Here is a 12,892-nt window from a genome sequence, read left to right on the forward strand (position 1 = left end):
GCATGTTCAAAAAAATCCTCAAACCTTTCGCGAGATTGTTCGAATTTCAGGCGCGCACCCATTACCGGATGGAGCGGCACTCCATGGCGTTGACCTTCGGAATCATCATCGCGGCCAGCATCGGCGGTATCGTCGAAATCGCGCCCTTGTTTACCATCGATGATACCGTCGAGACGGATCCCGATATGCGCGTCTATACCCCGCTGGAGCAGGCCGGGCGTGATATCTATATCCGCGAGGGGTGTTATGCATGTCACAGCCAGATGATCCGCACCCTCCGCGACGAAGTAGAACGGTACGGCCCCTATTCGCTCGCGGTTGAATCGCAATACGACCACCCGATGTTGTGGGGGTCAAAACGGACAGGGCCCGATCTTGCGCGGTTGGGGGATAAATATTCCGACGACTGGCAAGTGCGCCATCTGGTGAATCCGCGTGATTTGGTGCCTGAATCGGTGATGCCGCAATATGCGTTCTTGCTGGAAAAACCCCTGCGAACCGATGATCTGTCAGACCGGCTGGGCGCGTTGCGGGCCGTCGGTGTGCCCTATACCGACGAGATGATCCTGAACGCCGCTGATGATGCGGCCGGTCAGGCGCTGCCGGACGGCGACAAGGCGGATGGCGTGTTCGAGCGCTATGGTGACGCAACAGCCATACGGTATTTCGACGGTCGCCGCGATCGCGTGACCGAAATGGACGCGCTGGTGGCGTATCTTCAGATCCTCGGGAAGCTGACGGATCTGCCCGCACAAATGCAACCCATAGCGGAGGAATAGATCATGGATCTGTCTCACGAATGGTTTGTCGGCGCGGCCAAATCCTTCGGTCTATTCTATCTGATGGGCCTGTTCATTCTGATTACCATTTACGCCTATTGGCCCTCGCTGGGTGGACGGTTCGACAAAGCGGCAAAAAGCATTCTGGATGACGAGGATGGCCCGGTTCAGCGAAAAAAGACGGAGGACACGCCATGTCGGTAAAGGAACGTGATCCGCTTACCGGTCACCAGACCACGGGACATGAGTGGAACGGAATCACCGAGTTGAACACCCGCGTCCCGCGCTCGGTCTGGTTTTTCATAATCGTCACTCATATTTTTGCGCTGATCGCGTGGATTCTTCTGCCGACCTGGCCCCTGGTGACAACCTATACCAAGGGGCTACTTGACCGCGATCAACGTGATCAGGTCGAGGCAAAAGTCGTTGCGGCGAATGTGGCACGGGCTGACTGGGCGGACCGCATCACTGCCACACCGGTGAGCGAGATACTGGAGCAGCCCGAGCTTCTGGCACGCTCAAACGGTACAGCCCATCAAATTTTCGGAGATAATTGCGCGGGCTGCCATGGTCAGGACGCGGGCGGAGGGCCGGGCTTTCCAAGTCTCACAGACGATGCATGGCTGTGGGGGGGCGACCCCGAAACCATCATGGAAACGCTGCGCGTGGGCATAAATGCAACCCACCCTGATACACGTTACGCGCAAATGCTTGCCTTTGGCCGCGACGGATTGCTGGAGCGTGAGGACATTCGCATTGTCGTGGATTACGTCCAATCGCTCTCGGGCGCCGAGATATCGCCTGATCGCGCAGCTGCCGGTGAAGAAATTTATGTAAACAACTGCTCTGGTTGCCATGGCGCGACGGCACTCGGAGACACAGAGCAGGGTGCCCCCAACCTGACCGATGCATTCTGGATCTACGGAGGCGATGACAAGGCGATGTTCGATACGATCTGGGATGGGCGGCAAGGCTGGATGCCCGCATGGGAGGGACGCCTGACCGAGACAGAGCGCAAGATCCTGACCGTCTATCTCACCGATCTGGCACAGGAGGCAACACCATGACCGCGCTTTCCCGCCCCCGGTACTGGACTCGTCCACGCCTGTTTGCTCTGGTAAGCGTTATCGGCGTCCTTGCGCTCTTCATCGGGGCCAATTCACATCTGGTATACGTCTCCTTCGCCTCGAAACCCGATTGTGTTCTGCAGCAAAACACGGAAGGCGCCGCCATCTACCGGGCGGCGAAACCATCATGCTAAGTGATCATACCGATGCCCCGCCACCCCCCGACAATCCGAATGCATCGGATGGCATCCCAAAGGTCGTACCGGCATTGCCGCGCGAAAATCAACTTGCGCTCAATCTGCCGTGGCGCACAGCCATTCACTGGTTGCGTGCAGGATGGTCCGATCTTTGGAACCATCCGGTGCCCAGCCTGCTTTATGGCTTTGGAGTTTTTATCATATCTGCACTGATCGTCTGGGCATTGTTTTTGTTCAACTATGAATACGCGCTGTTTCCCGCGCTTGCAGGTTTCATGGTTGTAGGGCCGATCATAGCCAACGGGCTTTATGAGAAAAGCCGACTGCTTGAGGCGGGAGAGCGGCCTACGTACCTGAAAATGGCGCTGGTGAAACCTGAATCTGGCCCTCAGGCTTGGTTCATGGGCGTCATGCTTTTGGGCCTTTTGATGCTGTGGTTACGCGCCGCAGTGCTGATTTGGGCGCTATTTTTTGGCATCAATCCGTTTCCGGGCACGGATGAAATCGTTCCGATGTTGTTCACAACTCCGACCGGATGGACATTGCTGCTGGTCGGCGGATCTGTTGGCGCGCTTTTCGCCGCATTCTCGTTTTCAATCAGCGTCTTTGCAGTGCCAATGCTACTGAAAGAGCGAACTGATGCGCTTTCTGCTCTCGGGATCAGTATGGCAACGGTATGGAACAATCTATCTGTCATGATGGTATGGGGTGCGATTGTACTGGTTCTCTTTGCTGTATCTGTGGCGACCGCGTTTATAGGGCTCATCGTGATCTTTCCGCTGCTGGGTCACGCAACATGGCACGCATATCGCACGCTGAGACCGGATAACCGCCAAGAAGGCAATTCGGAAAAAATGTTCATTCGCCCGGCATAAATTTGCATTATGTTAGTTGTGCCCGAAACAGCCGTTATTTATATCGATCCAAGGGAGGCCTGAACAACGGCCCTCGGACACTATATTAGAAGTGAACCACTACCGGCTGACGCCGATAGTATCTCGTTTGGAATGCAATTGCAGATAAAAGAAGATGGGGTGGTTGCCGCCCTCCCCTGACGGCATCTCAATGTGCCAAGATGATGGTCTGTATCTTGCAGTTACCCATAAGTAGTAGGAGGGCATTCACGGAGTCTGTGCGCTGCTTCACAAACTGCTCGCGCGTCCGGAACGCGACCGCGCGCGCCTGCTGGCTGGTCGATTTCGGTTCGACGTAACGCATGGTCGGACGCAGCGCCGCTTCGACGATCGCGGCTGCATCAGCGCGCGGGGGTGGAGCATGATGCGGCGCGGCATTGCGACACCGGCCTCCGAGCGCGGGCAGGAAATCCGCCAGATCGGTGCTCAGGTGCGCGAGATTGCGCAGGAGTTCCACTCACGGGCCGCAGAATGGCTTGAACGTGCTGTCGGGGTTCTGCACGAGCGCACAGCGGCCCTTGGGCCGTCCGAGCACAATAGAGAGCTGCAAACCGCTTTGGAGCGATTGCAAGCCGCAAGAGAGGGGCCGATCCATAGCCGATGATGGCGGCTATTATTCTACATACGGCGGCAGCTCGCTGATGCCGTCGGAACCATATTCTGTGGTGTACGTTTTCCGATGTACGATGCAGTCTTGTCGGCACCATCCGGCAGGTGAAACGCAAAGGAAAACATCATGAAAAACCAGACATTCGCAGCCGTGAGCGCTGCAGCCGTGCTTGGGCTTACTGCTATTGTGCCCGTGCCGGCTCTTGCTGAGGATAAGAGCGCCGCGACAATTTCAGTTTCCGAGAAGGAGCCCGTCGGGCGGTATCTCGCCGATTCTGAAGGCCTGAGTCTCTACATGCTGGAAGCTGATACCCAAGGTGTTGGTGGCACAGAGGCTGTTAGCACGTGTTCCGACAAATGTACCGAGGAATGGCCCCCCCTAACCACCTCAGGCGAACCGCAAGCAGGGGAACAACTCGATGCTTCACTGTTATCGAGTATCGAGCGCGAGGACGGCTCAATGCAGGTTACATACAATGGTTGGCCTCTCTATCATTACCATGACGATAAGGAGAGCGGGGACATGTCCGGCCAAGATGTTCATGATGATTGGGGCGGATGGTATCTCGTGTCACCGTCAGGCGAGAAAAACGAAGGCAAAGCCGACTGAAAAACAAGCGGGTGAGCTTGTGCCGGATGAACCCTCCCTTGCAGCCGAGACTGAAACTGGTGCTGCAAAGGGAGGGTTCTTTGTATAGACCAATCTGGAGGTGGCACATGCCCAAGGCGATGGTGCTGACCGTTGGTCTCTTCCTCGCGAGTCCACTTCTTGCAGCGGCTGACGGGCTGAAGCTATATGGTCCGGGAGGGCCCGCTCCGGCGATGAAAGAGGTCGCCGCCAAATACGAGACCGAAAGCGGGATGACTGTCGAGGTCATCGCTGGCCCCACCGACAAGTGGATGGATGAGGCGCAGCAGAATGCCGACGCATTATTCAGCGGCTCGCAGAATATGATGGATGACTTCATTGAATCGTATGGCAATGTTCTCTCCGAGACCGTTGATCCGCTTTATTTGCGACCCTCCACCCTTCTGGTGCGCAAGGGGAATCCGAAGTGTTTCGACGGTGTGCTCAGCCTTATGCAAGAGGATGTCGCCATCATGGTGGTAGATGGCGCCGGTCAAGTTGGGATGTGGGAGGATGTCGTCGGTCGCACCCGTGATATCGACAATATGCGTAAATTTCGCGATAATATTGCCTTTGCCGCCCCAAACAGCGGTGTTGCTAAGCAGCGCTGGATGGAGAACGACGAGCTTGATGCTTGGCTGATCTGGAACCATTGGCAGATAGATAATCCCGATATCGCCGAAGAGGTGGTAATCGAACCGGAATTTAGGATCTACCGCGACGTAGCGGTTGCCAAGACTTCGAAAGGTGCAGAGAATCCGGAACTTGGGGCCTTTCTTGATTATCTGAAGAGCGATAGCGCGTCCCAGATATTCGCCGACCACGGCTGGCAGAAGGCGTTTTGAGTGATGTGGTAATCCAAAATTCGTGATGTCCACACCATAGACGTGTGGATGGTTCAACAACCGGTAGTTTTTACTAGGTTATGCAGAGGCAGCGAAGAGCTCTTTCGGGACTATCCTGAATTTTGTGCTCTGGCGTGGCAACTGCTCTGTAAGGAGACCCACGTATGAGCATCGACAAAGACCTATTGGACCGGCTGATGGAAGGCCGCGCAGCCGGCGACCTGTTCGGCAAGGAAGGCATTCTTTCCGAACTGACGAAGGCGCTGGCGGAACGCGCGCTCGGGACCGAGATGGAGGAACATCTTGGCGGGGAACGCACCGAAGAGGCACCTGAGGACCAGAACCAGCCGCCCAATCGCCGCAATGGCAGGAGCCAGAAGACGGTGACGACCGACAGCGGGAAGGTCATCCTGGACATCCCGCGCGATCGGAACGGCACCTTTGATCCGCTGCTGATCGCCAAGTATCAGCGCCGCTTTCCCGAGTTCGACCGCAAGATTGTGAGCATGTATGCGCGCGGCATGACGACCCGGGAAATCCAGGGGCATATCGAGGAGATCTACGGATTCGAAGCGTCTCCCAGCCTGATCTCGGCGATCACCGAGGCCGTCATGGAGGAGGTCACCGCATGGCAGAACCGCCCGCTGGAGCCCTGCTATCCGGTGGTGTTCATGGATGCGATCCGGGTCAATATCCGCAGCGACGGGGCGGTCAGCAACAAGGCGGCCTTCGTGGCCTTGGCCATCTTGCCGGACGGCACGCGCGATGTGCTGGGCCTGTGGTTTCAGGCCAACGAGGGTGCCAAATTCTGGGCCAAGGTTCTGAACGACCTGCGCAACAGGGGCGTCCAGGACATCCTCATCGCCGTGGTCGACGGCCTCAAGGGCTTTCCCCAGGCCATCGAGGCAGCCTTCCCGCAAACCCAGGTCCAGACATGCATCGTCCACCTGCTGCGCCATTCCATGAGCTTTGCCAGCTACAAGGACCGCAAGGCCGTCGCCACAGCCCTGAAGGCTGTCTACACGGCCGTGGACGCCGTGGCGGCAGAGGCTGCGCTGACCGAATTCGAGGACAGTGATCTGGCCGCCCGCTACCCGGCCATCGTGCCAAGCTGGCGCCGGGCCTGGAACGAGGTGATCCCATTCCTCGACTATCCGCCCGAGGTGCGCCGACTGATTTACACCACGAATGCCATAGAGGCGCTCAATTCGAAAATCCGTCGCGCCGTTCGAACCCGAGGTCATTTTCCCAGCGATGATGCGGCGGCAAAGTTGATCTACTTGGCGCTGAATGCTACCTCAACGGAGTGGAAGCGTTCAGTGCGCGAATGGCACGCGGTCAAGAGCCAACTCGCCATCATGTTCGAAGAACGCTTCCCAATGGCGTAACAAAATGCGCCAGGGCACAAAATTCCGCACAGTCTCGCTCTTTCTTAATCAAGGACTATGACACCCGACTGTTTCGATTTGTGTTCAGGTTCGATATGGATCGAAATGCGCGCATCCTCATATGCATCCTTCAAAACACTCTCAATCCGGTCACAAATTTCATGCGCTTGGAACACCGTTGTCTCTCCAGGCACGACTAGATGAAAGTCGATAAAAATTGCTGGCCCGGCATGGCGAGTCCGAAGATCGTGCGCCTCCATCGCGCCGTCTGCTTCTGACGCGATAATTTCACGGATAGCGGTCAGCGTTTCCTGTGGCACAGCCTCGTCCATGAGGCCGCTCAGAGATTCCTTAACGAGCTTCGAGCCTGACCAAAGGATGTTAACAGCTACGAGGGCGGCCAGCACCGGATCGAGAATCCACCATCCGGTTATGACTGCGAGAAGCAGTCCAACGGCTATGCCAACAGAGGTCAGAACATCAGTAAACAGGTGTTTTCCATCAGCCACCAGAGCTGGGGATTTGTGCCTCCTTCCACGAGAGACCAAAATCCATGCCCAAAAGCCATTGATTGCGGTGGCTCCAAGATTCATGAGAAGCCCCTCAATCGGCGCATCAAGCACGAGAGGCTCCATGAAGCCGTAGTAAGCCTCTCGCAAGATCAGAAGCGCGGCCACGATGATCATCACACCTTCAAGGACGGCACTGAAAAATTCAGCCTTATGGTGGCCATAAGGATGGCCGGTATCAGCAGGCTTGGCCGCGATATGAATGGCAATGAGAGCGGCGAACGCGGTTGCTACATTGACGGTGCTTTCAAGGGCGTCTGATAGGAGCGCGACTGAGCCTGTCATCCAATAAGCGAGGACCTTCAAACCCAAGACAATGAAGCCCACGAAAATACTGCAAATTGCAAGTTTGATAGTGGTCATGGGCAGCCCCGTTTTTCTTTTCGTTGTGTTAGGTAGACAAATTATCACGAAAGCGCAAATAGCTGAATTTGCGAATGAAAATCATGTTCGATAGCAGGTAGAGAGGTTGTATTCAGAACTGGTTGGATACCGTTGAGGAGAATAGCAACTAAGCTTAAGACTGCGCCTCGATGTATCGTAACTCTTGACCTGTTACGGTCGTAACATTATTTGTGGGCCATGGAAAACACTTCATGGCTACTTCTCACCTACAAAGTTCCTCCGGAGCCTGCCGCCAAGCGGGTCTCCCTTTGGCGCAAGCTCAAGGGAATGGGAGCGGTCTATCTTCAAAACGGGGTTTGCCTGCTGCCCAAGACCGACGATCACGTTCGCCGCCTCAAGATGCTGGAAAATGACATCTCTGAAGCGCAGGGAGAGTCGGTCATCCTCGAAACCGTTGCCCTCGATCCGGCGCAGGAAACCAAGGTTCTGACCCGTTTCAAGGCGGAGCGAGACGACGCCTATGAAGAATTCATAGACAAGTGCGATGACTTCGAGGCCGAGGTCGCCAAGGAGGTGACGGCAAACCATTATACATACGCCGAACTGGAAGAGAACGACGTCGATCTCAAGAAGCTTCAGGGCTGGCTGACGAAAATCCAGAAACTCGACTTCTACGGAGCCGACCGCGCATCCGAAGCACAGGAGCGGCTGGAAGGCTGCGTCACCGTGCTGGATGACTACGCGCGCAAGGTTTTCGACGCACATGATGAAAACAAGTGAGGCCAAAGCAATGAATGCACTGACTGTTCAAAGGCCGTTCCTACCCATCCGGTTCGCGCCATCCCTTTCGCGATCTATCGGACCAACGGCTCTCGCCCTCTGGCTCGACCGGCAACGGCAACGCGCCCATCTGTTGCGACTCGACCAGCATCTGCTTGACGACATCGCCGTGAGCCGCGTCAAGGCCATTCGGGAGGCGCGGCGATGGGACTGAACCGCGCACGGGGTACAAAGGAGATCGACAATGCTTGAATGGTCCACCGCAGGCCCCGCCGTAGGAGCAGCCTTTCTGGCCTCGATTGTTGAAGTTGTCGAGGCGTTCACCATCGTGCTGGTGGTCGCCACCCTGCGCGGCTGGAAGCCTGCTGTGCTTGGCACGGGGGCCGCGCTGTTCGTCCTTGCGGCGATCGTTGTGATCCTCGGCCCGCTTCTCGATCAGGTGCCGCTGCACCTGTTGCAACTGGTGATCGGGGTGCTTTTGCTGCTCTTCGGTATCGGGTGGCTGCGCAAGGCTGCGCTGCGGGCCGGTGGTGTCATTCCGCTGCACGATGAGAATGCGATCTTTGCAAAGGAAACGGCAGGCCTGACCGCCGAGGTCGGGCGACGGCAGACATCGCAGGACTGGATCGCGGGGATCGCTGCGTTCAAGGCGGTGCTGCTCGAAGGGTTGGAAGTCATCTTTATTGTCATCGCTGTCGGTGCAGGGCGCGGAATGCTCTGGCCTGCCAGTCTTGGCGCGCTTGCGGCCTGCGCATTGGTCCTCGTGGTTGGAGCGATTGCCCATCGACCTCTGGCGCGGGTGCCGGAAAACACCCTCAAGTTCGGCGTTGGAGTTATGCTGTCGGCCTTCGGCGTATTCTGGACCGGTGAAGGACTGGGCGTGGACTGGCCGGGGCATGATCTGGCTCTGTTTGTCTTCGCGGCGCTGTTCCTTGCCGCAGGGATCATGGCCGCCCGCATGGTGCGGCAGCCAATCAGCGAGGTGACGCCATGAACATCCTCAAGGACGTGTTCATGGAGCTGTTCAGCATGTTCGTGGCCGACGCCCGGCTCACCGCCACCATTCTGGCGATGGTCGCCCTCGCTGCGGTGCTGATCGACGCGACCAGCCTGCCACCCCTTGCAGGCGGCTTGGTCCTGCTGCTGGGCTGCATCGCTGTCCTATTCCTCAGCGTCAGGAGGGAAGCCAAGCGACGCGCGCCCTCGCAATCAGGTTCCTTTTGATCTGTGCAGGCGCATTCTTCATGTTCAAAGCGCCAATCCTGAACTTGCCGACACCTTGCGGATGAAGCGAACCACGATCATGGACCAACTGCGGGACTGGGCCCGCACGATAAAGCGCGACGTGGTCGCACTCTACCTGGCGGCCCGCGATCCGCGTGTGCCATGGCTCGCGAAGGTCGTCGCAATCGGTGTCGTCGCCTATGCCCTCAGCCCAATCGACCTCATCCCTGATTTCATTCCGGTTCTGGGCTATCTTGACGACGTGATACTCGTGCCGCTCGGCATTCTGCTGGCCGTCCGTCTCGTGCCGGATGACGTGATGGCCGATCTCAGGTCGAAGGCCGATCTGCATTCAACGCTCCCAAAAAGCCGCGCCGCGGCGATCGCGGTTGTGGTGATCTGGATGGCAGTTGCCGCCGCGATTTCGTGGTGGTGGTTCAAAGGGGACATTACGGCCAATGGCACTCCAATGTAACTTTGCTTTCAGCCCTGCATCAAATGCGATGTCTGACAATTTTCATCATCTGCCAGCAATGATGAAAGGCGGGCACATAGTTGAACGATACCAGAAGAAAGTTCTTGAACCTCTAGTTGCTGAAGCTCCTAGAAAGAGAAACTATCCGGTGAAAGGACCTCGAAAATGCCACATGATGTAACCCATGATACCCATTCCAAGTCCTGCTGCGGCCAGACGGCCGAAGACACCGCGCAGGTGGCAGCACCTCCGCCATCCGCCGGACGCAGCTTTCGCGTCAACGGGCTGGATTGCGCCGAAGAGGTCGCGGTCCTGAACAAGGTCGTCGGACCGGAAGTCGGCGGTAGCGAGCATCTGGCGTTCGACGTGATCAATGGACGAATGACCATCCTTGAAAGCGCCAAACCGCTCAGCGACGACAAAATCATCAAGATCGTCGGCTCGACCGGCATGAGCGCGAAGATGTGGGATGCCGAAAGCGCCGAAGCGGATCAGGCGGCCCATTTTGCGCGCCAGCGTCTTTTCACGGGCCTGAGCGGCGGCTTCTGGGCCGCGGGGTTCCTTTACCACATCGTCGAGACGGGGGCGGGTGGCGCGCTGCGGCTCTTCTCTGGTCACGGCGAGACGTCGATGCCTCTGGTCGAGATGGGGCTGTTCATGCTGGCGGTGGTGTTCGGAGCATGGCTGGTGGCCCCCAAGGCCTGGTCCGCTGCGCGCCGCTTTTCGCCTGACATGAACCTTCTGATGATCGTCGCCGTGGCCGGGGCGATCGGGCTGGGCGAATTTTTCGAGGCGGCGACGGTCGCCTTCTTCTTTGCCCTGTCCCTCGCTCTCGAATCCTGGAGCGTGGGACGCGCGCGCAACGCAGTCTCAGCACTGCTTGACCTTGCTCCGCCAACAGCGCGGGTCATCCGTGCCGACGGATCGGAGACCGACGTTCCCGCCGCCGAGGTTGCGATCGGAGATCGCTTCGTCGTCCGGGGCGGTGATCGTATCCCCCTTGATGGCGAAGTCACCGAGGGTCGGGGCGATGTCGATCAAGCTCCGATCACCGGAGAAAGTGCCCTTGTGGCAAAGGAAACTGGTGACGAAGTCTATGCCGGGACGATTAACGGCGATGGCACGCTGACGGTCAGGGCCACCAAGGCCGCAGGCGATACCGTGCTCTCGAAAATCATCCGCATGGTAGGCGATGCGCATTCGCGCCGGGCCGAGGTGGAGCAATGGGTCACGAAATTCGCCCGCATCTACACGCCCATCGTCATGATATTGGCGATTCTGATCGCCGTCGGTCCGCCGCTGCTGTTCGCGGGGGCGTGGAATTACTGGTTCTACAACGCTCTGGTTCTTCTGGTGATCGCCTGCCCCTGTGCGCTGGTCATCTCCACGCCGGTTTCCATCGTCGCCTCGCTCGCGGCCTCTGCGCGCAACGGCGTGCTGATCAAGGGCGGTGCCTATGTCGAGGCCCCCTCGCGTATGACCGCCCTGGCAATGGACAAGACCGGAACGATCACCATGGGCGAGCCGGAGGTCGCGGGTCTGCATCCCTTGGGCGGCACGGCCGAGCGCGATCTTTTGAGCGCGGCTGTCGCGCTGGAAGCGCGCTCTTCCCATCCTCTGGCACGCGCTATCCTTGCGCGCGGCGAACGCGACGGGCTGAAGCAATCGGCCGCGACCGACACCAAGACGGTGCCAGGCCGCGGCGTAGAGGGAACCTGGAAGGGCCAGCCTGTTTGGCTTGGTTCGGATCGTTTTGCGACCGAGAAAGGGCTCGGCGAGACGATCCCTCGCGACCTGCTGGAGCGGATCGAGGGAGCTGGCAGCACACTCGTGGCCGTGGGCTCAGGAAACCGTCTGCTGGGCCTGATCGAACTGCGCGACCGTATCCGCCCGGATGCGAAGAGGGTCGTGGCACGTCTGCATGCCCAGGGCGTGAAAAAGATCATCATGCTGACCGGCGACAACGAGCGCACGGCACGCGCTGTGGCGGCAGAGGTCGGCATCGACGAGGTTCGCGCGGAACTTCTGCCCGAGGACAAGGTGACGGCAATCGAGGAACTGGTTGCCAACTATGATGTAGTGGCAATGATCGGCGACGGTGTGAACGATGCACCTGCCATGGCGCGGGCGCATTTCGCCATCGCCATGGGTGCGGTCGGATCGGACGCCGCTATTGAGACCGCCGATATCGCGTTGATGACGGACGATATCGCCAAGGTGCCATGGCTGATCGGGCATTCACGCCGGACCATGGGCATCATTCATCAGAATATCGGCATCGCACTGGCGACCAAGGCGCTGTTCGTCGGGCTGACGGCCTTCGGCATGGCGACGATGTGGGGGGCCATCGCTGCGGATGTCGGCGTTTCGCTGCTGGTCGTCGCCAACGCGCTCAGGCTGCTCCGGGCCAAGAAGGATCGACCAGACCCGTCCGGAGGAGAGAAAGTGGGAGAGAAGGTGGCGCAGGGAGCCCTGGCGCATGGCCATTGATTGATCAGGCATGCCGACACCGATATGAATGGGCACATAAAAAGATCGAGCGGACGACATGATGAAAACGACACGACGCGCTGCGGTTCTAGGCGGGCTGGCACTCGGTCTTGCCGGATGCGCGAGCAAGTTCCGGGCCTACGACGGGCCCGAAGTCACCCGGCTGCAAATGTTCAAGGGCGACCGGAACCTGTTCCTGTTCAACGATGCCCAAGTCCTGAAAGCCTACCGGATCGATCTCGGGTTTGCGGCAGAGGGGCCCAAGCAGTTCGAAGGTGATGGAAAAACGCCCGAGGGGGCCTATACCGTCGACCGCCGCAATCCCGACAGTCTGTTCCATCTCTCCATCGGCATCTCCTATCCGAACGAGGCCGATATCGCCTTCGCCGCTGCACAGGGACGTGAGCCGGGCGGCGACATTTTCATCCATGGCGGGCCACGACCCGGTATCGACGCGATCAAACCAGACTGGACGGCGGGTTGCATCGCGGTGTCGGACCGCGAGATTGAGGATATCTACGCGATGGTGCGGGACGACACGCCGATCGACATATTCGCCTAGCGCCGTTGCGGCTTTAGCGG

The 12,892-nt window shown here is 58.3% G+C and carries 15 protein-coding genes and 2 pseudogenes; 15 read left to right on the forward strand and 2 right to left on the reverse strand.

Going from position 1 to position 12,892, the window contains the following annotated elements:
• Positions 1–2: 2 nt before the first annotated feature.
• Genes ccoO through FGD77_RS00435 form a run of 5 tightly spaced genes read left to right on the forward strand, consistent with a single transcriptional unit; the run spans position 3 to position 2,918 of the window.
• Positions 3–779 (forward strand): cytochrome-c oxidase, cbb3-type subunit II, encoded by a 777-nt coding sequence (ccoO, locus tag FGD77_RS00415; RefSeq protein WP_255005464.1) that lies wholly within the window; start codon positions 3–5, stop codon positions 777–779.
• Between the two features lie 3 nt (positions 780–782).
• Positions 783–983, forward strand: coding sequence for a cbb3-type cytochrome c oxidase subunit 3 (locus tag FGD77_RS00420; RefSeq protein ID WP_255005472.1), 201 nt, complete (start codon positions 783–785; stop codon positions 981–983).
• Complete coding sequence (gene ccoP / locus FGD77_RS00425) at positions 974–1,846, forward strand: cytochrome-c oxidase, cbb3-type subunit III (protein ID WP_255005474.1); 873 nt, start codon at positions 974–976, stop codon at positions 1,844–1,846. Before FGD77_RS00420 ends, ccoP begins: the two co-directional genes overlap by 10 nt.
• Positions 1,843–2,040 carry a hypothetical protein gene (locus FGD77_RS00430; RefSeq protein ID WP_255005476.1) on the forward strand — a complete coding sequence of 66 codons (198 nt, stop codon included), beginning with the start codon at positions 1,843–1,845 and terminating at the stop codon, positions 2,038–2,040. The genes ccoP and FGD77_RS00430 overlap by 4 nt, the downstream gene beginning before the upstream one ends.
• A complete protein-coding gene (locus FGD77_RS00435) occupies positions 2,034–2,918 on the forward strand; it encodes a DUF2189 domain-containing protein (protein WP_255005477.1) in 885 nt (294 codons plus the stop codon). Before FGD77_RS00430 ends, FGD77_RS00435 begins: the two co-directional genes overlap by 7 nt.
• A 238-nt stretch (positions 2,919–3,156) precedes the next feature.
• Here FGD77_RS00435 and FGD77_RS00440 read toward each other — a convergent pair.
• Positions 3,157–3,303: pseudogene (locus FGD77_RS00440) on the reverse strand (IS110 family transposase); the annotation flags it as partial.
• Between the two features lie 390 nt (positions 3,304–3,693).
• Here FGD77_RS00440 and FGD77_RS00445 point away from each other — a divergent pair.
• The 3 genes from FGD77_RS00445 to FGD77_RS00455 all read left to right on the forward strand — a co-directional run bounded on the left by FGD77_RS00445 (position 3,694) and on the right by FGD77_RS00455 (position 6,427).
• Positions 3,694–4,176 carry a hypothetical protein gene (locus FGD77_RS00445; RefSeq protein ID WP_255005479.1) on the forward strand — a complete coding sequence of 161 codons (483 nt, stop codon included), beginning with the start codon at positions 3,694–3,696 and terminating at the stop codon, positions 4,174–4,176.
• Positions 4,177–4,283: 107 nt separating this feature from the next.
• On the forward strand, positions 4,284–5,039 hold the full coding sequence (locus tag FGD77_RS00450) for a substrate-binding domain-containing protein (RefSeq protein ID WP_255005480.1): 756 nt from the start codon (positions 4,284–4,286) through the stop codon (positions 5,037–5,039).
• Between the two features lie 164 nt (positions 5,040–5,203).
• The gene (locus tag FGD77_RS00455) at positions 5,204–6,427 is read left to right on the forward strand and encodes an IS256 family transposase (protein WP_255005482.1); all 1,224 of its coding nucleotides are present in this window, start codon (positions 5,204–5,206) and stop codon (positions 6,425–6,427) included.
• A 44-nt stretch (positions 6,428–6,471) separates the two neighbouring features.
• Here the strand turns inward: FGD77_RS00455 and FGD77_RS00460 are convergent, their stop codons facing one another.
• Positions 6,472–7,359, reverse strand: coding sequence for a cation diffusion facilitator family transporter (locus FGD77_RS00460; RefSeq protein ID WP_255005484.1), 888 nt, complete (start codon positions 7,357–7,359; stop codon positions 6,472–6,474).
• Between the two features lie 219 nt (positions 7,360–7,578).
• Here FGD77_RS00460 and FGD77_RS00465 point away from each other — a divergent pair, with 219 nt between their 5' ends.
• The 7 genes and pseudogenes from FGD77_RS00465 to FGD77_RS00490 all read left to right on the forward strand — a co-directional run bounded on the left by FGD77_RS00465 (position 7,579) and on the right by FGD77_RS00490 (position 12,872).
• A complete protein-coding gene (locus FGD77_RS00465; RefSeq protein WP_255005487.1) occupies positions 7,579–8,121 on the forward strand; it encodes a Chromate resistance protein ChrB in 543 nt (180 codons plus the stop codon).
• Positions 8,122–8,131: 10 nt separating this feature from the next.
• The gene (locus FGD77_RS22215; protein ID WP_369682668.1) at positions 8,132–8,335 is read left to right on the forward strand and encodes a DUF1127 domain-containing protein; all 204 of its coding nucleotides are present in this window, start codon (positions 8,132–8,134) and stop codon (positions 8,333–8,335) included.
• A gap of 30 nt (positions 8,336–8,365) precedes the next feature.
• Positions 8,366–9,115, forward strand: a complete 750-nt coding sequence (locus FGD77_RS00470; protein WP_255005489.1) for a COG4280 domain-containing protein — start codon at positions 8,366–8,368, stop codon at positions 9,113–9,115.
• Complete coding sequence (locus FGD77_RS00475; protein WP_255005491.1) at positions 9,112–9,345, forward strand: hypothetical protein; 234 nt, start codon at positions 9,112–9,114, stop codon at positions 9,343–9,345. The genes FGD77_RS00470 and FGD77_RS00475 overlap by 4 nt, the downstream gene beginning before the upstream one ends.
• Positions 9,346–9,436: 91 nt before the next feature.
• Positions 9,437–9,748: pseudogene (locus FGD77_RS00480) on the forward strand (YkvA family protein); the annotation flags it as partial.
• A 237-nt stretch (positions 9,749–9,985) separates the two neighbouring features.
• Positions 9,986–12,310 (forward strand): cation-translocating P-type ATPase, encoded by a 2,325-nt coding sequence (locus tag FGD77_RS00485; protein WP_255005493.1) that lies wholly within the window; start codon positions 9,986–9,988, stop codon positions 12,308–12,310.
• 61 nt (positions 12,311–12,371) lie between these two features.
• Positions 12,372–12,872 (forward strand): murein L,D-transpeptidase family protein, encoded by a 501-nt coding sequence (locus tag FGD77_RS00490; RefSeq protein ID WP_255005495.1) that lies wholly within the window; start codon positions 12,372–12,374, stop codon positions 12,870–12,872.
• The last annotated feature ends 20 nt before the right edge of the window (positions 12,873–12,892 follow it).

This window comes from Roseovarius sp. M141 (genome assembly GCF_024355225.1).
Classification (GTDB): Bacteria; Pseudomonadota; Alphaproteobacteria; order Rhodobacterales; family Rhodobacteraceae; genus Roseovarius.